This window comes from Streptomyces xanthophaeus, from assembly GCF_000725805.1.
GTDB classification, from domain to species: domain Bacteria; phylum Actinomycetota; class Actinomycetes; order Streptomycetales; family Streptomycetaceae; genus Streptomyces; species Streptomyces xanthophaeus.
The window spans coordinates 24,372-45,269 of the sequence record NZ_JOFT01000036.1 but is presented as its reverse complement, the minus strand read 5'-3'; the positions used below and the strand labels follow the sequence as shown (position 1 = coordinate 45,269).

21 protein-coding genes are annotated in these 20,898 nt (G+C 72.6%); 9 read left to right on the top strand and 12 right to left on the bottom strand.

Annotation, left to right across the window (positions count from 1 at the left end; all coding sequences use genetic code 11):
- The first annotated feature begins 422 nt into the window (after nt 1–422).
- The gene (locus IO30_RS0122755; RefSeq protein ID WP_031145577.1) at nt 423–1,223 is read left to right on the top strand and encodes an enoyl-CoA hydratase/isomerase family protein; all 801 of its coding nucleotides are present in this window, start codon (nt 423–425) and stop codon (nt 1,221–1,223) included.
- Nucleotides 1,224–1,276: 53 nt separating this feature from the next.
- Here the strand turns inward: IO30_RS0122755 and IO30_RS0122750 are convergent, their stop codons facing one another.
- Complete coding sequence (locus IO30_RS0122750) at nt 1,277–2,065, bottom strand: VOC family protein (RefSeq protein ID WP_031145576.1); 789 nt, start codon at nt 2,063–2,065, stop codon at nt 1,277–1,279.
- Nucleotides 2,066–2,258: 193 nt separating this feature from the next.
- Between IO30_RS0122750 and IO30_RS0122745 the strand changes: the two genes are divergently transcribed.
- Nucleotides 2,259–2,879, top strand: a complete 621-nt coding sequence (locus IO30_RS0122745; RefSeq protein ID WP_031145574.1) for a flavin reductase family protein — start codon at nt 2,259–2,261, stop codon at nt 2,877–2,879.
- Here IO30_RS0122745 and IO30_RS0122740 read toward each other — a convergent pair.
- From IO30_RS0122740 to IO30_RS0122725, 4 genes are all read right to left on the bottom strand, one after another.
- The gene (locus IO30_RS0122740; protein ID WP_037894866.1) at nt 2,869–3,420 is read right to left on the bottom strand and encodes a hypothetical protein; all 552 of its coding nucleotides are present in this window, start codon (nt 3,418–3,420) and stop codon (nt 2,869–2,871) included. The genes IO30_RS0122745 and IO30_RS0122740 overlap by 11 nt on opposite strands.
- Before the next feature lie 121 nt (nt 3,421–3,541).
- Entirely contained in the window at nt 3,542–4,609 is a 1,068-nt protein-coding gene (locus IO30_RS0122735; RefSeq protein ID WP_031145571.1) for a Zn-dependent alcohol dehydrogenase, read from the bottom strand.
- Complete coding sequence (locus tag IO30_RS0122730; protein ID WP_031145569.1) at nt 4,606–5,808, bottom strand: acyl-CoA dehydrogenase family protein; 1,203 nt, start codon at nt 5,806–5,808, stop codon at nt 4,606–4,608. The genes IO30_RS0122735 and IO30_RS0122730 overlap by 4 nt, the downstream gene beginning before the upstream one ends.
- A 31-nt stretch (nt 5,809–5,839) precedes the next feature.
- Complete coding sequence (locus tag IO30_RS0122725; RefSeq protein ID WP_031145567.1) at nt 5,840–6,760, bottom strand: SDR family NAD(P)-dependent oxidoreductase; 921 nt, start codon at nt 6,758–6,760, stop codon at nt 5,840–5,842.
- A 108-nt stretch (nt 6,761–6,868) separates the two neighbouring features.
- Between IO30_RS0122725 and IO30_RS0122720 the strand changes: the two genes are divergently transcribed.
- The 3 genes from IO30_RS0122720 (at nt 6,869) to IO30_RS0122710 (ending at nt 9,192) form a co-directional block, all read left to right on the top strand.
- Nucleotides 6,869–7,795 carry a cyclase family protein gene (locus IO30_RS0122720; RefSeq protein WP_031145565.1) on the top strand — a complete coding sequence of 309 codons (927 nt, stop codon included), beginning with the start codon at nt 6,869–6,871 and terminating at the stop codon, nt 7,793–7,795.
- 152 nt (nt 7,796–7,947) lie between these two features.
- A complete protein-coding gene (locus tag IO30_RS0122715) occupies nt 7,948–8,670 on the top strand; it encodes a hypothetical protein (RefSeq protein ID WP_051902518.1) in 723 nt (240 codons plus the stop codon).
- A gap of 102 nt (nt 8,671–8,772) precedes the next feature.
- On the top strand, nt 8,773–9,192 hold the full coding sequence (locus tag IO30_RS0122710; protein ID WP_051859595.1) for a hypothetical protein: 420 nt from the start codon (nt 8,773–8,775) through the stop codon (nt 9,190–9,192).
- A 267-nt stretch (nt 9,193–9,459) separates the two neighbouring features.
- On the opposite strand, the gene IO30_RS0122705 is transcribed toward IO30_RS0122710, so the two are convergent.
- The 4 genes from IO30_RS0122705 to IO30_RS0122690 form a co-directional block, all read right to left on the bottom strand.
- The gene (locus tag IO30_RS0122705) at nt 9,460–9,933 is read right to left on the bottom strand and encodes an ATP-binding protein (RefSeq protein WP_031145560.1); all 474 of its coding nucleotides are present in this window, start codon (nt 9,931–9,933) and stop codon (nt 9,460–9,462) included.
- A gap of 331 nt (nt 9,934–10,264) precedes the next feature.
- Nucleotides 10,265–11,203, bottom strand: coding sequence for an acyl-CoA dehydrogenase family protein (locus tag IO30_RS0122700; RefSeq protein WP_051902516.1), 939 nt, complete (start codon nt 11,201–11,203; stop codon nt 10,265–10,267).
- Nucleotides 11,204–11,208: 5 nt separating this feature from the next.
- On the bottom strand, nt 11,209–12,363 hold the full coding sequence (locus IO30_RS0122695; RefSeq protein ID WP_031145556.1) for an acyl-CoA dehydrogenase: 1,155 nt from the start codon (nt 12,361–12,363) through the stop codon (nt 11,209–11,211).
- Nucleotides 12,363–13,556 (bottom strand): amidohydrolase family protein, encoded by a 1,194-nt coding sequence (locus IO30_RS0122690; RefSeq protein WP_031145554.1) that lies wholly within the window; start codon nt 13,554–13,556, stop codon nt 12,363–12,365. The genes IO30_RS0122695 and IO30_RS0122690 overlap by 1 nt, the downstream gene beginning before the upstream one ends.
- A 134-nt stretch (nt 13,557–13,690) precedes the next feature.
- Between IO30_RS0122690 and IO30_RS0122685 the strand changes: the two genes are divergently transcribed.
- A complete protein-coding gene (locus tag IO30_RS0122685) occupies nt 13,691–15,265 on the top strand; it encodes a class I adenylate-forming enzyme family protein (RefSeq protein WP_031145552.1) in 1,575 nt (524 codons plus the stop codon).
- Nucleotides 15,266–15,292: 27 nt separating this feature from the next.
- Here IO30_RS0122685 and IO30_RS0122680 read toward each other — a convergent pair whose 3' ends face one another.
- Nucleotides 15,293–15,811 carry an EF-hand domain-containing protein gene (locus IO30_RS0122680; RefSeq protein WP_031145550.1) on the bottom strand — a complete coding sequence of 173 codons (519 nt, stop codon included), beginning with the start codon at nt 15,809–15,811 and terminating at the stop codon, nt 15,293–15,295.
- A 300-nt stretch (nt 15,812–16,111) separates the two neighbouring features.
- Here IO30_RS0122680 and IO30_RS0122675 point away from each other — a divergent pair, with 300 nt between their 5' ends.
- Nucleotides 16,112–16,690, top strand: a complete 579-nt coding sequence (locus IO30_RS0122675; protein ID WP_031145548.1) for a sigma-70 family RNA polymerase sigma factor — start codon at nt 16,112–16,114, stop codon at nt 16,688–16,690.
- Nucleotides 16,687–17,940 (top strand): maleylpyruvate isomerase N-terminal domain-containing protein, encoded by a 1,254-nt coding sequence (locus IO30_RS0122670; protein WP_031145547.1) that lies wholly within the window; start codon nt 16,687–16,689, stop codon nt 17,938–17,940. Before IO30_RS0122675 ends, IO30_RS0122670 begins: the two co-directional genes overlap by 4 nt.
- Before the next feature lie 85 nt (nt 17,941–18,025).
- On the opposite strand, the gene purU is transcribed toward IO30_RS0122670, so the two are convergent.
- Both purU and IO30_RS0122660 read right to left on the bottom strand, forming a co-directional pair.
- Entirely contained in the window at nt 18,026–18,910 is an 885-nt protein-coding gene (purU, locus tag IO30_RS0122665) for a formyltetrahydrofolate deformylase (protein WP_031145546.1), read from the bottom strand.
- Nucleotides 18,911–18,924: 14 nt separating this feature from the next.
- Nucleotides 18,925–19,371, bottom strand: coding sequence for an SCO4402 family protein (locus tag IO30_RS0122660; RefSeq protein WP_031145545.1), 447 nt, complete (start codon nt 19,369–19,371; stop codon nt 18,925–18,927).
- A 197-nt stretch (nt 19,372–19,568) separates the two neighbouring features.
- On the opposite strand from IO30_RS0122660, the gene IO30_RS0122655 reads away from it, so the two are divergent.
- Entirely contained in the window at nt 19,569–20,888 is a 1,320-nt protein-coding gene (locus IO30_RS0122655; protein WP_031145543.1) for an ABC transporter substrate-binding protein, read from the top strand.
- Nucleotides 20,889–20,898: the final 10 nt, after the last annotated feature.

The following is a 20,898-nucleotide window of genomic DNA, read 5'->3' as shown; positions in this document are numbered from 1 at the left end:
GCCCCAGGCCGCCCTCCCGGCACCGCCGGTAGGCAGGCCGAGCGCCAGGTCCCAGGCAGCTTTCCGACCCTGCCGGGGGGGCAGGCCGGGGCTCAGGCCACAGGCCGCCCTTCCGGCCCCGCCGGGGGGCAGGCCGGGGGCCAGGTCCCAGACCACCTTTCCGGCCCCGCCGGGGGCGGGGCGGGGGCGCAGGGCGGCCCATCCCCCTGGCCCACGCCGGAGGCGTCGGGCTTCCCGGTCCCGCCCGGGGTCCGGGGCGGAGCCCCGGGAAACGGAGAAAGGGCGGGGCGGGGACCTGCTCCGCGCAGCGGCACACCCGCACCCGCCCACCGTCCCGCACCCGCCCGCGCAACCCACAGCCCGCAGCCCGCAGCCCGCAGCCCGCAGCCCCAACCCGCCACCCCCGAACGGGAGTCCACCGCATGGCCAGCGCCCCCGAGGACGAAGTCCTCCACCGCACGGAGAACGGCGTCTCCTGGATCACCCTCAACCGTCCCGAGGCCATGAACGCCGTCACCTGGGACCAGCGCGAGCGCGTCATCGCCCTGCTCACCGAGGCCTCCGCCGACCCCGCCGTACGGGCCGTCGTCATCACCGCCACCGGCAAGGGCTTCTGCGCGGGCGCCGACCTGCGCGGTGCGCCCGCCACGGGCGAGAGGGTCGCGGGCGACGTGGCCCGCATGATCCGGCTCGGCGCGCAGCGGCTGATCACGGCCGTGCTCGACTGCGAGAAGCCGGTGCTGGCCGCCGTCAACGGCACGGCTGCCGGCATCGGCGCCCATCTCGCGCTCGCCTGCGACCTGGTGATCGCCGCCGAACCGGCCCGGTTCATCGAGGTGTTCGTGCGCCGCGGCCTGGTGCCGGACGGCGGCGGCGCCTACCTGCTCCCCCGGCTGGTCGGCCCGCAGAAGGCCAAGGAGCTGATGTTCTTCGGCGACGCCGTCCCGGCGGCGGAGGCCGAACGCCTGGGCCTGGTGAACCGGGTCGTGCCGGCCGAGGATCTGGAGGCGGCAGCCCGGGAGTGGGCCGAGCGCCTCGCGCAGGGCCCGACCCGGGCGCTGGCCCTGGCGAAGCAGCTGGTCAACGCCTCGCTGGACGGTGACCGGGCGGCCGCACTGGCCGCCGAGGCCACCGCTCAGGAGATCAACATGACCACCGCCGACGCGAACGAGGGCGTGGCCAGCTTCGTGGAGCGGCGCACGCCCAAGTACCTCGGCCGCTGACCGGCCGCGGCGGCCAGGCGGCCCGCCGGCCCGGTTCCGACCGGAGCCCCGTCCTACATCCGGGGGTCGGGCGTCAGCAGCGCGAACACGGCTCCGGCCGGGTCCGTCAGCCACGCGATCCGCCCGACCTGCGGCACGTCCGCGCCCGGCATGAGCACCGACCCGCCGCCCTGCTCGGCCGCAGCGGTGGTGGCGTCGACGTCCGCGACGCTGAAGTACGGCACCCAGCGGGCCTCCTGACCGTCACCCGCGCCCTCGCCCAGGGGCGCGACCCCGCCGAAGGAGCCGTCCTCCTGGTCCCCGTCGGCGATGCTCAGGACGCGGTAGGTCATCCCGGGGGCCTGCATCTCGGCGTGCCGCCAGCCGAACACCCCGCGGTAGAAGCCGATGGCGGCGAGGGGGTCCGGTACGTGGAGCTCGGCCCACACCAGCGAGTTGTCGGCGGAGGCCAGCCCCAGTCCGGCGGTGTTGCCGGGCTGCCAGGAGGCGAACTCGGCGCCCTGCGGGTCGGTGTACTGGGCCAGCCATCCCTCGCCCATGACGTCCATGGGCTCCATCCGGACGGCGCCGCCGCCCGCCCTGACGGCCTCGGTGGTGGCCTGGATGTCGGAGCTCATGAAGTGCAGCATCCAGGCGGACCTCGCGCCCTCCTCGGTGAGCGGGCCGAGGGCGGCGACGGTCTTCCCCTGGAACCGGAAGAAGCCGTACCCGCCCGCCTCGGGTCCCGCGGAGACGAACTCCCACCCGAATACGGCCCCGTAGAACCGCGCGGCGGCCTCCGTGTCGGGGCTGCCGAGGTCGAGCCAGTTGGGTGATCCGGTGCGGAAGTCGGTGCCGAGCATGAGGTCCTCCGGTGGGGGGCGGCTGTACGGGTCCGCGGCCACGATGCCGAGCCCCCGCGCCCGGCGGGCGCACGGGGGTGCTGGCGGGCCGGTGATTCACCCGTGTGGCGTCCGATCCATACCGCTCCTGCACCCGCCCTTCCCATCTGACGCACCGTCAGCTTCAATCGACGGTGTGATGGGACATGCAGGGATGGCGGCCACCGTCGTCCGATACCTCAGATCAGTGGGCTCCCCCACCTCCGCCGGACGGGAGCCGGAATCCGTGGGCGCGGCGGACGCCCTGCCGCGCCCGGACCTGCGGGCCGTCCGCGAGGACGAACGGGCGCCGGTCGACGCCGCCGAATTCCGGGCGGTCCTCGGCAACTTCGCCAGCGGGGTCACCGTCATCACCGCACCGCCCGGCGCAGACGGGGAAGGGCCGGCCGGCTTCGCCTGCCAGTCCTTCGCCTCCCTGTCCCTGGACCCGCCGCTGGTCACCTTCATGGTGGCCCGTACGTCGACCACCTGGCCGAAGATCGCCCGCGCCGGGGTGTTCTGCGTCAACATCCTCGGCGCCGAACAGGGCGCGCTGTGCCGGTCCTTCGCCGTCAGCGGCGCGGACAAGTTCGCCGGGGTCGTCCACCGCCCGGCGCCCGTCACCGGCTCGCCCCTGCTGGAGGCCGTGCCCGCCTGGATCGACTGCCGCATCCACGCGGTCCACACGGGCGGGGACCACCTCATCGTGGTGGGCCGGATCGAGGCCATGGGCGCGGTCGGCGAGGGCGATCCGCTGCTCTTCCACAAGGGCCGCTTCGGCCGCTTCAGCGACTGACGCGGCGCCCCAGCAGCCGGGACTGCTCGGCCTTCAGCCGGGCGAAGGCCTCCCGCGCGTAGTCCTCCAGCTCCCGGCCCGGGTAGGGGGCCAGCGACCAGCTCTCCTCGTGGTCGCCCTCCGCCCACCGCGCGAGGGTGATCTCGTAGCCCGCGACGTGCGCGCAGAGCCGGAGCAGCACCTGCGGCACCTCCTCCTCGACGAGCAGGTCCGCCTTGCGGACCACCACGTCGCGCATGGCCCGGACGTTCGGCACGAACACGTTCGTGGCCCAGGTCCGCCACTGCGCGAGCTCTTCCTCGGTGGCCGTCACCCCGGGACTGAAGGGGTCGCTGCCGTCGGGCCGTGCGTACGCGCGCGTGAACGCCTCGAACGTACGGCTGTTGGTCTCCGTGAGCGCGAACAGCGGACCGTAGAACTCGCTGAGCTGCTGGCCGACGCGCGCCAGGCGGGCCTGTCGCTGCGCCAGGCGCAGACCGTTCACATAGGTCGCCAGGTAGCCCAGGAAGGCCAGGGCGACGGTCACGATCACTGTGGTCACTGAAGCCATGAGGCGTGATCGTAAGTGACCCGGTCGGATCTTCGTACGGTCCCACCGCGCCGGTGTCCTCGCGCGCGGGGCCCCGCCGGACCGGCCGGCGGGGCCCCGCGCGCGGACGCGGTCAGAAGGTCAGCACCCCGCGGGCCACCCGCCCGTGGTGGGCGTCGTCGGCCGCCTTGGCGAAGTCCTCGACCGGGTAGACCTCCGTGACCAGTTCGTCCAGCAGCAGCCTGCCCTGCCGGTAGAGGTCCGCGTACAGGGCGATGTCCCGCTGCGGGCGCGAGGACCCGTACCGGCAGCCCATGATCGTCTTGTCCAGGTAGAGGGACGAGACGAGGAAGGACGCCTCCTCCTTGAACCCGGGCACCCCGAGCAGGACCGCCTGCCCGTGGCGGTCCAGCAGGTCGACGGCCTGGCGGATCAGCTTGACGCTGCCCACGCACTCGAAGGCGTGGTCGGCGCCGGTCGGCAGGATCTCCCGGACCGCGGCCGAGGAGTCCGCGGTGGCGGAGGCGTCGATGAAGTGCGTGGCCCCGAACTGCCGGGCCACCGCCTCCTTCGCCGGGTTCGCGTCGACCGCCACGATCGTGGAGGCTCCCGCGATCCGGGCCCCCTGGAGCACGTTCAGCCCGATGCCGCCGGAGCCGATGACGACCACGGACTCGCCGCGGTCCACCTTCGCCCGGTTCAGCACCGCCCCCACCCCGGTCAGCACCCCGCAGCCGATCAGCGCCGCCGAGGTGAAGGGGATGTCCTCGGGGATCTTCACCGCCTGCACGGCCCGGACGATCGTGCGCTCCGCGAAGGCGGAGTTGGAGGCGAACTGGAACAGCGGCTTCCCGCCCCTTGAGAAGGGCTGCCCCGGCATGCCGATCGCCTTGCGGCACATCGTCGGCCGGCCCCGGTCGCAGTCGGCGCACGCCCCGCAGTTGGCGAGGGTGGACAAGGACACGTGGTCGCCGGGCACCACGTGCGTGACGCCCGCGCCCACGGCCTCCACCACCCCCGCCCCCTCGTGCCCCAGCACCACCGGCGGCGGGAACGGGATCGTCCCGTCGATCACCGACAGGTCGCTGTGGCACAGCCCGGCCGCCCTGACGGCCACCAGCACCTCCCCCGGCCCCGGTTCCCGGATGTCCAGGTCGTCGACCACCTGGGCCTGCTTGCCGTCGAACACGACGCCTCTCACCTGGACTCCTTAGGCAGGCCGAGCACGCGCTCGGCGATGATGTTGCGCTGGATCTCGTCCGAGCCGCCGTAGATGGTGTCGGCGCGGGTGAACAGGAACAGGCGCTGCTCCTCGTCGAGTCCGAGCTCGTACGGCAGCTCCGGGGCCCAGTCGGCCGCTCCGGCCGTCGCCGCCGCCCCGCGGACCTCCACCGCCAGCTCGCCGAGCCGCCGGTGCCAGCCGCCCCACAGCAGCTTCGCCACGCTCGGCGCCCCCGGGCCGCCCTCGGCGCCCAGGGTGCGCAGGGCGTTCCACCGCATGGTGCGCAGTTCGGCCCACTGCCCTACGAGGCGTGCGCGCAGGACCGGGTCCGCGGCCCGGGCGGAGCCCGCGAAGGCGGCCAGCACCCGGTCCAGCTCGGCGGCGAAGCCGATCTGCTGGACGAGCGTGGAGACGCCCCGTTCCAGGGCGAGCAGCCCCATGGCCACGGTCCAGCCCTCCCCCTCGGCGCCGACGGCCTCGGCCGCCACCGCCCCGTCGAAGAACACCTCGTTGAACTCCGAGGTGCCCGACATCTGCCGGATCGGCCGGACCTCGACGCGGCCCGGCTGGTCCATCCGGACGAGCAGGAAGGACAGGCCCCGGTGGCGCCGGGACCCCGGGGCGGTGCGGGCGAGGACGAAGCACCAGTCGGCGTCCTGGGCCAGGGAGGTCCATATCTTCTGCCCGGTGACCCGGAACAGCCCGTCGGCCGGGTCCCGGACGGCCGCGGTGCGGATGCCCGCGAGGTCGGAGCCGGCGCCCGGCTCGCTGTAGCCCTGGCACCACAGTTCCTCGCCGCGCGCGATGCCGGGCAGGAAGCGGTCCTGCTGCTCCCGGCTGCCGTACGCGATCAGGGTGGGCGCGAGGAGGTTCTCGCCGATGTGGCCGACCCGGCCGGGTGCGCGCAGCGCCGCGTACTCCTCGGCCCACACGACCTGCCCGGTCAGGGACAGCCGCTGCTGCCCGTAGGCGCCGCCCGGGGCCTCCCAGCCCTGGCCGATCCAGCCGCCGCGGCCCAGTTCCCGTTCCCAGGCGCGCCGCGCCGCCACCTCCTGGTGTTCGCTGCCCGGCCCGCCGACTCCGACGGCCTGCGCGTACGGGCCCACGAGGTGCTCCGTGAGCCACGTGCGGGCCCGGCCGCGCAGCTCCTCGTCCTCGGCCCCGAAGCTGAAGTCCACGCCGTTCCTCCTGGTCCGGTCCGGTCGGGCGCTACGCGTTGGGGCGGTCCTTGGCGGCTGCCGCCTTGGCCATGGCTTCCAGCTGCGCGAGCATCGGCATCGGGTCGGTGCCGACCGTCCCGGGCAGGAAGTCGGCGATCTTCTCCGGCGTCCAGGACCCTTCGGCGTACCCGGCGCGCAGTTCGCGCGGCTGGGCCCAGACGGCGATCTTGGGTCCGGCGATCGTGTAGACCTGCCCGGTGATCCGCTCGCCGCCGACGGCCACGGCCCTGTCACTGAGCAGGTAGGTGACCAGGGCGGCGACGTCCTCGGGCTCGCCGATCTCCTTGAGCTCCATGGGGACGTTCGCGGACATGCGGGTACGGGCGACGGGTGCGACGGCGTTGGCGGTGACCCCGTACTTGGCCAGGCCCAGGGCGGCGGAGCGCACGAGGGAGATGATCCCGCCCTTGGCGGCGCTGTAGTTGGCCTGGGCGACGGAGCCCTGGTGGTTGCCGCTGGTGAAGCCGATCAGCGTGCCGCCGCCCTGGCGGCGCATCACGGCGGAGGCGGCCCGGAAGACGGTGAAGGTGCCCTTGAGGTGGGTGGCGACGACGGGGTCCCACTCCGCCTCGGACATGTTGAAGAGCATCCGCTCGCGCAGGATGCCGGCCACGCACACGACGCCGTCGATGCGCCCGTACCGGGCGAGGGCCGTGTCGACGATGCGCTGGCCGCCCGCCATGGTGGAGATGTCGTCCGCGACGGCGACGGCCTCTCCGCCCGCGGCCTGGATCTCCTTCACCACGCCGTCGGCGATCTCGCTCGTCGGCTCGCCGCCCTCGATGCCCACCCCGTAGTCGTTGACGACGACCTTGGCGCCCTCGGCGGCCGCGGCGAGTGCCACGGCCCGCCCGATGCCCCGGCCGGCGCCGGTGACGGCGACGACCTTGCCTGCCAAGAAGTTCCCCACGTCCGGCCCCTTCCCGCGTTTTCTGACGGACCGTTAGATTCTATGACCAGTCAGATGCAGTCGCACAAGCCCTAGTTGCCGTCCGCATTCACGAGGAGCCGAGGACCCATGGCCCTGCCCGACGAGTTCCACGACATCGCCAAGCGCGTCAACAACTGGGGACGCTGGGGCGCCGACGACGAGATCGGCACCCTGAACCTGATCACCGACGAGGTCGTTCGGGCGGCGGCGGGGGAGGTCCGCACCGGCCGCCGGATCCCCCTCGCCCTCCCGCTGAAGGAGGACGGCGTGCAGGCCGGCCTGATCCCCGGCCGGATCAACCCCCTGCACACGATGGTGCAGATCAACCAGGAGCTCTTCGGCCCGGGCACCGTGGCGTGCAGCGACGACGCGGTGACCATGGGCCTCCAGTCGGGCACCCACTGGGACGCCCTCACCCACGTCTCGCACTCGGGGAAGATCTACAACGGCCGTCCGGCCTCCTCGATCACCGCGCACTCCCGGGCCGAGTACAGCGGCATCGACAAGGCGGGGCACATCGTCTCGCGCGGGGTGCTGCTCGACGTGGCGCGGGCCAAGGGCCTGGACCGGCTGGCGGGCGGCCACGCGGTGACCCCGGAAGACCTCGCCGAGGCCGAGGAGTTCGGCGGGGTGACGGTCCGTCCGGGCGACGTCGTCCTGGTCCGCACGGGCCAGGTCCAGGTCTACCTGGCGGGCGACAAGCACGGCTACGGCTTCCCGTCCCCCGGGCTGTCCGTCCGCACCCCGCAGTGGTTCCACGCCCGGGACGTGGCGGCGGTCGCCAACGACACCCTCACCTTCGAGATCTTCCCGCCGGAGATCGAGGATCTGTGGCTGCCGGTGCACGCCCTCGACCTGGTCGAGATGGGCATGCACCAGGGCCAGAACTGGAATCTCGAAAAGTTGTCCACAGCCTGTGCAGAAGAGCGCCGCTACTCCTTCCTGCTCTCCGCGATGCCCGAACCCTTCGTCGGCGGCGTGGGCACCCCGGTGGCTCCCGTGGCCGTCCTGTGACCCCGCGGGCGCCGGCGGGAGGATGACCGAAAGCCTGGGGTCCGGGTGGCTGAAAAGAGTCGGACCGGCCGTGGAACCATGAGGTGTCCATGACGCGTCACTGTCGGCGCGTCACACCCCCGTCCCCACCAGCCGCCCCCCAGGAGGAGCGCATGTCCAACCCCTACGCGGTATCGCCACCGCCGCCGCCGCAGCCCCAGCCCCAGCCCCCCAGGCGGCGCTCCGGCGGCGGCCTGGCCGGCTTCCTGACCGTCGCCCTGGTCGTCGGCGGCATCTACGGCGTCTCGCAGTGGCTCGGCGACGACGGCAAGTCCTCGAAGTCCTCCTCCCCCACGGCGTCCCCGTCCGCCAAGCCCTCGGCCGCCGACCCCGGCTCCCCCGAGTCCTCCTCGGACACCTCCAGTTCGTGGAAGGTCGGCGACTGCGGCGGCCCGGACCCGGACAACAAGCCCGACGGGTTCCGCCCGCAGAGCTGCTCCGCCTCCGGCGCCACCTTCAAGGCCATCGACATCAAGGACGCCAGCATCCTGCCGGGGTCCATCCAGTGCCCGCCCGGCACCGACCTCATGATCGAGGTCAGCATCTCCTACGGCGGCGGCAAGAAGAGCGGGATCCCCACCAACACCGTCTGCGGCCGCAACCTGTCCGAGGACCACCCCGGCGACGCGGGTGCCGGCGGCGGCCAGCTGGTGAAGGGCGACTGCGTCACCGACCAGGCCCAGGAGGTCGCCTGCGCCACGGGCGGCGCGGGCACCTTCAAGGTGCTCGGCCTCGTGAAGACGAAGAACGAGTGCCCGTCGGGCACCACCGAGCCCATGCAGCTGACCATGGCCGTCGGCCGCCCCTACGACGTGATCTGCGGCGGCAAGGCGTAAGCCGCGCCCCGCGCCCCCTCCCCACCGGCCCGTTCCGGGTCCCGGTACCCTGCGTTGCCCCCGACCGCCGGGGGCCGCGTTCCCCCCGCTCAGGAGTCCCCCATGGCCATCAAGAAGGCCACGATCCAGCAGCAGGTCGCAGAAGCCATCACCCAGGCCAACCCTGCCGACCGCCCCCTCGTCACCATCCAGGCCGTCGCCGGTCCCAGCGTCTGGCTGATGAGCATGCTCGGCCTGATCGGCCAGGCGTTCCTCACCTACTACTTCATCACCGTGACCGAACAGGCCGTGGTGGTGCACAAGGCGAGCCGGATGAGCAACCGCCCGCAGGAGATAGCCTTCGCGATCCCCGCCGACCAGGCGGCGGGCATCATCTCGGAGGTCAATCGCAACACCGTGTGGAGCAACTTCCGGATGCAGCTCCCGGGCCAGCAGAACCCGACGCGGATGAACGTCCACCGCATCTGGCGCACCGAGTCGGACCACCTCCTCGGCCTCCTCACGGGCCAGCCGGTCGCCTGACCCACCCCGCCGGTGCCGGCCTTCCCCACCCGGCACCGGCGGCTGCTGACGACGCCGGGACGTCCACACGGCCCAAGGCCCTGCGGCCTGCGGGCCCCAGGGCCCGCAGAGGCTTGCGGGTGGCGGCGGCGCGCATGCACGCCCCGAGCGCGGCACGGCGGCCGCCACCCCGCGACCCGCACTCGTCAAGGCCTGTCCTTGGCGTCCCCTCGCGTCGAATCGCTCCACACCAGGGTGATCAATAGGTGACGATGCGTCAACACCTCGTTAGAGGTACACGCGCGGTTCCCGCACCGGGCCGTATTGTTCCGGCACCGTCTCGGGCCCGTCGCCGGCGCAGTCCGACGCCGTCTTCTCGGCCCGGTCGATCTCGCACCAGATCCGCTTGCCCGCGCCCTCGCGCTGCCAGCCCCAGCGGTCCGCCAGGCCGTCCACCAGCTCCAGGCCGCGGCCGCCCGTGTCGTCCCCGGCGGCCTGCCTGCGAGCCGGTGCCCGGTCACTGGCGTCGGCGACCTCGACCCGTACGCCCGGCTCCCCGAACAACATCCTCAGCACGGCCGGACAGCCCGTGTGCACGACCGCATTGGTGACCAGCTCCGAGATCAGCAGGATCAGCGTCTCAGCGAGCGGCTCGTCGTCCCCTATGCCCGACCCCGCGAGCCTGGACCGCGCCCACCGGCGGGCCCGGCCGACCTCGGCGGGATCCGGCCCTACCTCCAGCTGAACCTGAAGCACCTGCACCGCTCACACCATCCGAACCGGCGGACACTTCGCCTCGCGACAGGATGGGATCACCCAGTGTGATCCCCTTGCGGAGCAGCATCGTTGACATACAGTCACGACAACAAGCGCTTCGGGCATATTCGCGCGCGAAGGACTGGGCGTGGTGCATACTGTGCGACGCCTGCGCCGCTCAACCGCTCGCATTCGTGGGAGCGTACCGGAGCTGGCCCCCGCCTCCGGTCCGTAATGCGGCGGACGAAGGACACAAACCGATATCAACTCTCTGTAATCGGACATGCGTCCCGCGGCGTCACTCCCGTGCCCTCCCGTACCTCTGCGTCACCGCCCGCTACCGCCCGGTGTCCGCCGTCTCCCCGGCCTCCGCCGCGTCCAGCAGTTCCGCCGCCAGCAGTTCCTCCGCCTCCGCCCCGGTCCGCCACTGCCCGGCCCGCACCCAGGCCCGTTTGAGGTGCAGGTGCACATCGGCCTCCCAGGTGAAGCCCATCCCGCCGTGCACCTGGAGACAGTCCCGGGCATTGCGCACGGCCGCCTCGTCGGCCAGCAGCTTGGCCCCCGCCCCCTCACCCGCGTCCCCGGTCACGGCGGCCGCGTAGACCGCCGTACGGGCCACCTCGGCCCGCACCAGCATCTGCGCGCACAGGTGCTTGACCGCCTGGAAGGCTCCGATCGGCTGCCCGAACTGCTCGCGCTCGCGGGCGTAGCCCACCGCCAGCTCCACCGTCCGCAGTGCACTGCCGAGCTGGAGCGCCGCCGTCAGCAGCGCGCCGGTCTCCCGGTACGCCGCGCAGTCCCCGTACGCGGACACCCGGTGCAGCGGTGTCAGCGGGTCCGCCGAACGCACCGGCTCCCCGGGCGGGAGCGCCCCGGCGCCCAGCACCGCGTCCGCCTCCCCCAGGTACGCCACCAGCGGGCCCCCGAGGTCGAAGGCCGTCACCACGGCGGTCCCCTCGGCGGCCCCCGGCACCACCCCGGCGGCCAGGTGCGTGGCCACCAGCGGCCCCGGTACCAGCGCCCGTCCGGCCTCCTCGAAGACGAGCACCGCCTCCGGGAGGCCGAGCCCCACTCCCCCGGCGGACTCGGGCAGCCGCAGCGCGAAGAAGCCCGCCGCGCCGAGTTCCCGCCACAGGGTGCGGTCGACCGCGGTCCCGGTGTCCACCGACGCCCGGTCCACCGACGCCCGCAGGGCCTCGCGCCCGTACCGGCCCGCCAGCAGGTCCCGTACGCCCGCCCGCAGGTCCCGCTGCTCCTCGGTCGGCTGGAAGTGCACGCCCCTCACCGGCCCTTCGGGAGGCCGAGGATGCGCTCGGCGACGATGTTCTGCTGGATCTGCGAGGTGCCCGCCGCGATGGTGTACGAGAGCGAGGACAGGCGCTCCAGCGCCCACTCCTCCTCCAGCGAGAGGGACTCGGGTCCCAGGACCTCCGCGGCCGTGTCGTAGAGCTCCTGGCGGGCGTGCGAGTAGGCCAGCTTGAAGACGGATCCGCCGGTGCCCGGGACCCCGCCCGAGCTCTCCGCCTCGCTGACGTTCCACTGCGTCAGGCGCCACAGCGCGCCGAACTCCCCGTACAGCCGCCCGAGCCTGCGCCGCAGCACCGGGTCGTCCCAGCGGCCGTTGGCCCTGGCCCGGCGGGCGAGGGCGGCCAGGGTGCGGCGGCAGGCCACGACCTCCCCGACGAAGGCGGTGCCCCGTTCGAAGGACAGGGTGACCATGGTGACCCGCCAGCCGTCGTTCTCCGCGCCGACCCGGTCGGCGACCGGGACCCGTACCCCGTCGAGGAACACCTGCGCGAACTCGGTGGACCCGGCGAGCGTGCGCAGCGGCCGGACCGTCACGCCCGGCGCGTCCATCCGCATGGCCAGCCAGCTGATGCCCCGGTGCTTGGGCGCGTCGGGGTCCGTGCGGACCAGCAGTTCGCACCAGTCGGCGACCTCGGCGTGCGAGGTCCAGATCTTCGACCCGGTGATCACGTACTCGTCGCCGTCGCGCACCGCCCGGGTGCGCAGGGCGGCCAGGTCGGAGCCCGCGTCCGGTTCGCTGAAGCCCTGGCACCACACCTCGTCGCCGCGCAGCACCGGCGGCAGCCAGCGCGAGCGCTGCTCGGCCGTGCCCTCGGCGGCGACGGTCGGCCCGGCGTGCAGCAGGCCGACGAAGTTCGCACCGACGTACGGGGCACCCGCGCGCTCGGTCTCCTCCAGGAAGATCAGGTGCTGGGTCGGGGTGGCTCCGCGCCCGCCGGCGTCCACGGGCCAGTGCAGGCCCGCGTACCCGGCCTCGTACAGCCTGCGCTGCCAGCCGAGGTCGTAGGCCCGCCGCCCCGGCCAGTCGTCCGGTGAGGGCCTGGCGGGCAGCTCGGGCAGGGCCTTGGCGAGCCACTCGCGCAGGCGGGCGCGGAACTCCCGTTCCTCCTGCGTGTACGTCAGGTCCATCAGGTCAGGTCCAGGCCGAGCATGCGGATGGCGTTGCCGCGCATCAGTTTGTAGACGGTCTCCTCGTCGAGGCCCTTCACGTGGTCGAGGGCGACCTCCTTGGTGTGCGGGAAGGTCGAGTCCACGTGCGGGTAGTCGGTCTCGAAGGTGGCGTTGTCGCGGCCCACCACGTCGAGCGAGGCGATCCCGTGCTTGTCGCGGAAGAAGCAGCAGAACATCTGCCGGTAGTAGTAGGTGGACGGCGGCTCGGGGATCAGGTCCTTGACCCCGCCCCAGGCGCGGTGCTCGCGCCACACGTCGTCGGCGCGTTCGAGGGCGTACGGGATCCAGCCCATCTGGCCCTCGCTGTAGGCGAGCTTGAGCGTCGGGAACTTCACCAGGACCCCGCTGAAGAGGAAGTCCATCATCGAGGCCATGGCGTTGTTGAAGCTGAGCGCGGCCTGGACCGCGGGCGGTGCGTCGGGGGAGGCCGCGGGCATCTGCGAGCTGGACCCGATGTGCATGTTGACCACCGTGCCGGTCTCCTGGCAGACGGCGAAGAAGGGGTCCCAGTAGCCGGAGTGGATGGACGGCAGTCCGAGGTAGGTCGGGATCTCGGAGAAGGTGACCGCGCGGACCCCGCGGGCCGCGTTGCGCCGGATCTCGGCGACGGCGAGGTCGATGTCCCACAGGGGGATGATGCACAGCGGGATGAGCCGGCCGCCGCTGTCGCCGCACCACTCCTCGACCATCCAGTCGTTGTAGGCGCGCACGCAGGCGAGCGCCACTTCCTTGTCGTGGGCCTCGGCGAAGGTCTGGCCGCAGAAGCGCGGGAAGGTCGGGAAGCACAGGGACGCCTCGACGTGGTTGAGGTCCATGTCGAGCAGCCGTGCCTTGGGGTCCCAGCAGCCGCGGCGCATCTCCTCGCGGGTGATCCCCTCCAGGGTCATGTCGTCCCGGTCGAAGCCGACGGCGGCGATGTTGCGCTTGTACGGGAACTTCAGGTCCTCGTAGATCCACCAGTCGGTGGGCGGGCCGTCGGGGTCCATGGTGATCACGTACTTGCCGCCCGTGTACGCCAGCTCGCCGATGCCCGCGGTGAGGGGCTTGGGTCCGCGGTCGCGGTACTTGGCCGGCAGCCAGACGTCGAAGAGGTGGGCGGGCTCGATCACGTGGTCGTCGACGCTGATGATCCGAGGCAAATCCAGTTCCATGACCGTCTCCTCAATCTGATGGATCGTCAGAAACAAGCTAGCCCCGCCACCTCTGGACCGGCAAGCGTCGGCGCCCTACGCTCTCCGCTTGATCTGACTATCCGTCAGCTACTTCGGCCAACGGGAGGTCCGGGATGACGGACACCGCCACGGAACTGAGCCGGTCCGCGACCCTGTGGGAACTGATCGCCCGCCGCGCCGCGCTGACCCCGGACGCCACCGTCCTCATCGAGGCCGCCGACGAGCCCCCGGCGGACCCGTCCGCCGACCGCCGCCTGACCTTCGGCGCACTCCACGACCGCGCCGAACGCGTCGCCGCGGGCCTGTACGGCACGGGCGTGCGCCCCGGCACGGTCGTCGCCTGGCAGCTGCCCACCCGCATCGAGACGGTGCTGCTCTCAGCCGCCCTGGCCCGCATCGGCGCCGTCCAGTCCCCCGTCATCCCCTTCTACCGGGACCGGGAGGTCGGCTTCGCGCTGCGCGAGTCCAAGGCCGAGTTCTTCGCCGTACCCGGCGTCTGGCGGGGCCACGACCACACCGCGATGGCCGCCCGCCTCGGCGCGCGCGGGGTCTTCGAGGCCTACGAGGACCTGCCCGACGGCGACCCCGCCGTCCTCCCGCCGCCCCCCGCCGACGGCACCGACGTCCGGTGGATCTACTGGACCTCCGGCACGACCTCCGACCCCAAGGGCGTCCTGCACACCGACCGGTCCCTGATCGCGGGCGGCTCCTGCCTCGCCCACGCCCTGCGCCTGACCCCGTCGGACACGGGGTCGATCGCCTTCCCGTACGCGCACATAGGCGGCCCGGACTACCTGGTGATGCTGCTCCTGTACGGCTTCCCCGCGGTCCTCTTCGAGAAGTTCGCCATGCCCGCGGCCCTGGACGGCTACCGCCGCCACGGGGTCACGGTGGCCGGCGGCTCGACCGCCTTCTACTCCATGTTCCTCACCGAGCAGCGCAAGGCCCCGGACGTCCCGCTCATCCCCACCCTGCGCCTCCTGGCGGGCGGCGGGGCCCCCAAACCGCCGGAGATCTACCACGCGGTCGTCCGCGAGCTGGGCTGCCAGCTGACCCACGGCTACGGCATGACCGAGGTCCCGATGATCACCATGGGCGCCCCCGACGACACCGCGGAGAACCTGGCGGCCACCGAGGGCCGCCCCCCGGCCGGCATGTCCATCCGCATCACGGCCCCGGACGGCACCCCGCTGCCCCCGGACACCGACGGCGAGGTGCGCCTGCGCGGAGAGGCGGTCTGCCGGGGCTACCTGGACCCGGACCGCTCCGCGGAGGTCTTCGACGCCGACGGCTACCTGATCACCGGCGACCTAGGCCACCTCACGCAGGACGGCTACCTGGTCCTCACCGGCCGCAGCAAGGACGTCATCATCCGCAAGGGCGAGAACATCTCCGCCAAGGAGATCGAGGACCTGCTCCACCAGCTCCCGGGCATCGCCGACGTCGCGGTCATCGGCCTCCCGGACGCGGACCGCGGCGAACGCGTCTGCGCCGTGGTCGAACAACCCCCGGGAGCAGCCCCGCTGACCCTGCCCCAGATCGCGGCGTACCTGCGCACCCAGGGCCTGGCCACCCACAAACTGCCGGAGCAGCTGGAACTCCTGGAGGCGCTCCCCCGCAACGAGGCCCTCCGCAAGGTCCTGAAGTACCAGCTCCGCGACCGCTACAGCCGGGCAGCCGCGGGCTAGTACCGGTCACAGCACCGGGAACGGGCGCTACGCGTCCGGGGCCTCCACCCCGCAGTAGCCCGCGAACGCCGCCAGGATCTCCTCCTCCGAGATCCGGCCGTCGCCGTCGGTGTCCAGCGCCGCCGCCACCTGCACGGCCAGCTCCGGCGCGGTCCCCAGGACCCGCAGGACCCGCGCGGTGGCCGGCGGCGACGCCCCGGCCCCGTCCTCGTCCGCCACCGCGATCACGGCCCGCAGGAACGGCCGCGCGATCTCGGCGAACCGGTCCGGGCTGTCCCGCAGCCGCTTCGCCGCCCCGGTGATGAACTCCTCGCGGGACACCCGCTGGTCCCCGTCGACGTCCGCGATGCCGGCCATCCCCTGCCAGAACGCCTCGGCGCCCGCGAAGACGGCCTGGCCCTTGTCCGACCGGGCGGCGGTGCCGAATTCGGCCAGCACGGCCTTCGCAGCCGTACTGAAGTCCTCCCGGTCGATATAGCCGGACCCGTCCTGGTCGAAGGTGGCGAATCGGGCGGCGATCTTGCGCTCGTATTCTGCGCTGTCCATTTCGGCGTTCCGCCTTCACATGTGCGGTGGGTTCAGATCAAGACAAGGCAGGAGCGTACGGCCTCGGTGGCCTGCGCGTTAAGCGAAGCGGTCAAGCAGGTGGCCGCATCGAACCCGCGCACGGGGAGCGCGGCGGGGCGCGCACACCTGTGCCCATCCACCGGTGGCCGCACCACTGTTCACGCCCTGCCACGCTCCTATCACGCACGGCACCTTTCCTGGACGAGGTTCTCTCAAAACGGGCGCCTGCCCCCATGTGCCCACTACATTCGTTGCGTCGACACACGGCTGGGGGCACTGATGCCTAAGGACGTACCACCGCGCTGGGACCGCCGCATGCAACAGCGGCTCGCCCGCGGCGAGGCCGCCGCGCTCGGGGAGCTGTACGACCGCTTCGCCTCGCTCGTGCACAGCCTCGCGCACCGGGTGCTGGGCGACGAGAAGGCCGCGGACCGGATCACCCGCGAGGTCTTCGGCTACATCTGGGAGAACCCGGACGCCTACGACCCCAAACAGGGCTCCATGCGCTCCTGGGTCGCCCGGATCACCCAGGGCCAGGCCGTGGCCCGGCTGCGCCAGGCCGAACTGGGCCGCGGCTCCCGCGAGGAGCTGGAGCAGAAGGTGCGCAGCGCCAACGCCGCCGCACGCGCGGACTACATCGTCACCTCCATGCCCGCGCCGCTGCGGGCCGCGCTCGAACTGGCCTACTTCAAGCGGCGCGACTACCGGCAGGCCGCCGCCGACCTCCAGATCAGCGAGGACGAGGCGCGCCGCCGGCTGCGGCTCGGGCTCCAGCTCCTGTCGACCGCCAACGCCCTCCCGCAGGAGGACACCTCCCGGCCCGGATACGGCCCTCGCGAATTTGGGACGCCCCGATGAACGGCCCCGCCCAGTCTCCCGACGACGGATACGAGCGTCCCGGCGGCCAGGCCCGGATACCGGGACCGCGCGCGGCCGCCGACGACCTGGACCCGCAGCGCGCACCGCGGCTGCTGCCGGATCCGGAGCCCGTGGCGCCGCCCGCGCCGCCGCCCTCGCACGCCGTGCTGAAGTCCCTGCTCGGCGCGTGGGCGCTGGCCGCGTGCTCCGCCGAAGAGACGCAGGCGGTGGAGAACCACCTCACCGAGTGCGCACCCTGCGCGGAGGAGGCGCTGCGGCTGCGCGACGCGGTCGGGCTGCTGCACCCCGAGGAGACCCTGGACCTCAAGCCGCTGCTGCGGTCGCGGGTGCTGGAGGACTGCCTGGGCAAGCGGCCGGCCCGCATCCCGGTCCCGGTGTGGGCGAACCCGTACGACACGGAGACGGCGCGGCTCGATGCGCTGCTCCAGGACTTCGGGGACTCGGAGTGGCACACCCCGGTGCGGCTGAAGTGGTTCGAGGAGGAGCGGCGCCAGTCGCAGCGGACCACGGTGGCCGGGGTGATCGGGCACCTGCTGACGGTGGACGGGCTGGTCGCCACCGCGCTGGGGCTGGACGACCCGCTCGGGCCGGACGCGCCGCCCACGGGTCCGGCCGCGCGGACGGAGCACTACTGGAACGCGTCGGCGTACCCGCCCACCCGGCACGTCCGCGATCCCTGGCGGGAGCAGGGCCACACCCTGGTGCGCACGGTGTCCTTCGCCGGGCGGGGCGTGGCGGAGCTCGGGGTGGACTACGGCGGCTACCGGCTGCCGCTCGGCGACGCCTTCCTGGAGCGGGCCTTCGAGTGCTGGGTCCACGCCTGGGACATCGCGGAGGCGGTGGACTACCCGTACGAGCCGCCGTCCGGCCCGCACCTGCACGGGATGATCGACCTGGCGGCCCGGCTCCTGCCGGGCGCACTGGCCCAGCGGCGCCGTACGGGTCTGGCGGCGCCCGCGCGGGGCCTGGTCGCGGCGGGGGCGCCCGGCCGGACCCTGCACCTGGAGATCGAGGGCGCGGGCGGCGGTGGCTGGGACATCGCCCTGGACTCCCCGGCGGCCAAGCCGTCGCCGGACCGGACGGTGGCGGAGATCGCCCTGGACGGCATCGAGTTCTGCCAGCTGGCCGCCGGGCACATCTCCCCGGAGGAAGCGGCCGTGGGCCAGCACGGCGACCGCGAAGCCATCCGCGACGTCCTCTTCGCAGCCGCCTCCCTGAGCCACCTCTAGGGACGCCCTGGACCGGCGCGGGCCCCGGCGCGGGCCCCGCCGGGGCACCGAAGCCGCCCCGCACCGCCGGCCGCCCCGGAGGGGATCAGGCGAAGACGACCGTCCGGGCCCCGTTCAGCAGCACACGGTGCTCGCTGTGCCACTTCACGGCCCGCGCCAGCGCCTGGCACTCCACGTCGCGCCCGATCGCCACCAGCTGGTCCGGGGTCACCTCGTGGCCGACCCGCTCGACCTCCTGCTCGATGATCGGCCCCTCGTCGAGGTCCGCCGTCACGTAGTGCGCGGTCGCACCGATCAGCTTCACACCGCGCGCATGCGCCTGGTGGTACGGCTTCGCACCCTTGAAGCTCGGCAGGAACGAGTGGTGGATGTTGATGATCCGCCCGCTCAGCTCCTTGCAGAGGGTGTCCGACAGCACCTGCATGTACCGGGCGAGCACCACCAGCTCGACGTTCTCGGAGCGCACGAGCTCCAGCAGCTCGGCCTCCGCCGCCGCCTTCGTGTCCTTGGTGACCGGGATGTGCACGAACGGGACGTCGTACGAGCCGACCAGCTCCGCGAAGTCGGTGTGGTTGGAGACCACGGCCGCGATCTCGACCGGCAGGGCCCCGATCCGCGAGCGGAACAGCAGGTCGTTCAGGCAGTGGCCGAACTTCGACACCATGAGCACGATCCGCATGCGCTCGTCCGAGCGGTGGATCTGCCAGTCCATCTTGAACGAGTCGCCGATCGCGGCGAAGCTCGCGCGCAGCTTGTCCACCGTCACCGCGGGCTCGGCCTCGAAGTGCACCCGCATGAAGAAGAGCCCGGTCTCCCGGTCTCCGAACTGCTGGCTGTCCACGATGTTGCAGCCGGTCATGAAGAGGTAGCTCGACACGGCGTGGACGATGCCCTGCTTGTCGGGGCAGGACACGGTAAGGACGTACTGCTGGGGGGGCTGGGCCTGGGCCTCGGGCTGCGGGTCGCTCATGACCCGACAGCCTTTCACACCGTGCGCGTGAGGATCTTCAGCACTTCCAGCGAACTCGGCCGCACGTCCGGGTCCTCCCCGTCGGCCGTCGCCAGCCGTACGTGCGCCTCGCGCGCGGCCCGTACCGCCTCGGGCCAGGCGTGGTGCTCCAGGTAGGCGGAGACGGGCGCGTCGGGGCCCACCTGGTGCAGGATCCGCAGCACCCGCAGCACGGCGAGGTCGACCAGGGCCGCCTCCTGGGAGTCGCGCAGGACCGTGCCGACGTACTTCTCGGCCGACCAGCTGTCGAGCCAGGTGTCCTCGACGAGCCGGTACACGGCGTCCGTGACGTCCCCGTACCCTTCGGCGCCGGCCAGCCAGGTGTCCTCGTGGAAGGCCGGATCGGAAAGCATGTGCAGCGCCGAGCGCACGTTGCTGCGCCAGCGCCACCACGGCATGTCGTTGAGGGGCATGCCGCCCATGGTGGAGGAGCGGCCGCCGCGGCGGGAAGAGTTCTTCGAACCTTGGGCGAATGTCACGTTCGCGATCGTACGTTCCCGATGTCCGCGATCTTGAAGCGCCTGCGGGCCGGTGACGCCCTCGCAATTCACCTGGGCGTCACCCGATGTTGTGTCCGTCTCACTCCTGAGTTACCTCCGGAGCGGAATGGTGCATGGACATGACCACGTCGCACCGCGCAGCAGCCTTGTACCGCACCCTCGTGGCCACGGCAGTGGGTGCCTGTCTCGTCGCCGGGTGCGGGGTGGTCCCCGGAGGTCCGGGGGGCTCCGGGGGCACCATCACCGTCATGACCTTCGCGCCGGAGGAGACGAACGCCACCAACATGCCGGGCATGCCGGGCATGGCCAAGGCCTACGAACGGTGGGCCAACTCCAAGGGCGGCCTGGGCGGCCGCAAGCTGCGCGTACTGACCTGCAACGAGAAGAACACCCCGACCGGCGCCGCCGACTGCGCGCGCAAGGCGATCGCCGAGAAGGCCGTCGCCGTCGTCGGCTCCTACAGCCAGCACGGCCGTGCCTTCATGGCCCCGCTGGAGGCCGAGGGCATCCCGTTCATCGGCGGGTACGGGGTCTCCTCCGAGGAGTTCCAGTCCACGCTCTCCTACCCCGTCAACGGCGGCCAGCCGGTCCTCCTCGCGGGCGCCGGCCACCAGCTGGGCAAGGCCTGCAGCCAGGTGGCCCTGGTCCGCCCCGACACCCTCGCGGGCGACTCCCTGCCGGTCCTGCTCAACGCCGGGCTGAAGGCCAACAAGATGACGGAGGCCAACGACATCCGCGCCGCGGAGGACACCGCGGACTTCTCCGCGCAGGCGCGCGAGGCCCTCGCGAACACCTCGGGCACCAAAGAGACCAAGGACGCCAAGGACACCAAGGAGGCGAAGGACCCGAAGGAGAAGGGCTGTGTGACCGCCGTGCTCGGCGAGCGCACCGAGACCTTCTTCGACGCCTTCCGCCGCATCGACACCCAGCGCAGGAACCCGCAGATCTCCTCCGTCCTGGGCAGCGTCAGCCAGTCCCTGGTCGACCGCACCGGCGGCCGGGAGAGCCCCTTCGAGGGCGCGTACCTGACGAGTTGGTACCCGGTGTCCTCCGACCCGCTCTGGGAGCCGATGCGGAAGGTGATCTCCGAGCACGCCTTCGGCGACGACCACGTCGACCCCGACGACAGCGGCGCGCAGACCACCTGGATCGCGTACACGGTCCTGAACGAGATCGTGAAGCGCTTCAAGCCGGACGAGGAGGTCACCGCCCGCAAAGTGGGACGGATGCTCAACCGGTCGGAGCCGGTCGGTACGGGCGGCCTCACCCCGGACCTGAGCTGGCGCTACCAGGACATGGGCGCCGTGGCCGGCTTCCCGCGCATCGTCAACGGCCGGGTGACCTTCCAGATCGTCCAGGCGGGCCGCCTCGTGGCCCAGCCCGGCGAACAGTCCCAGGACATGACCCCCACCCTGGAACAGGCCCCCCGCGCCACCTGACGCCCCGCCC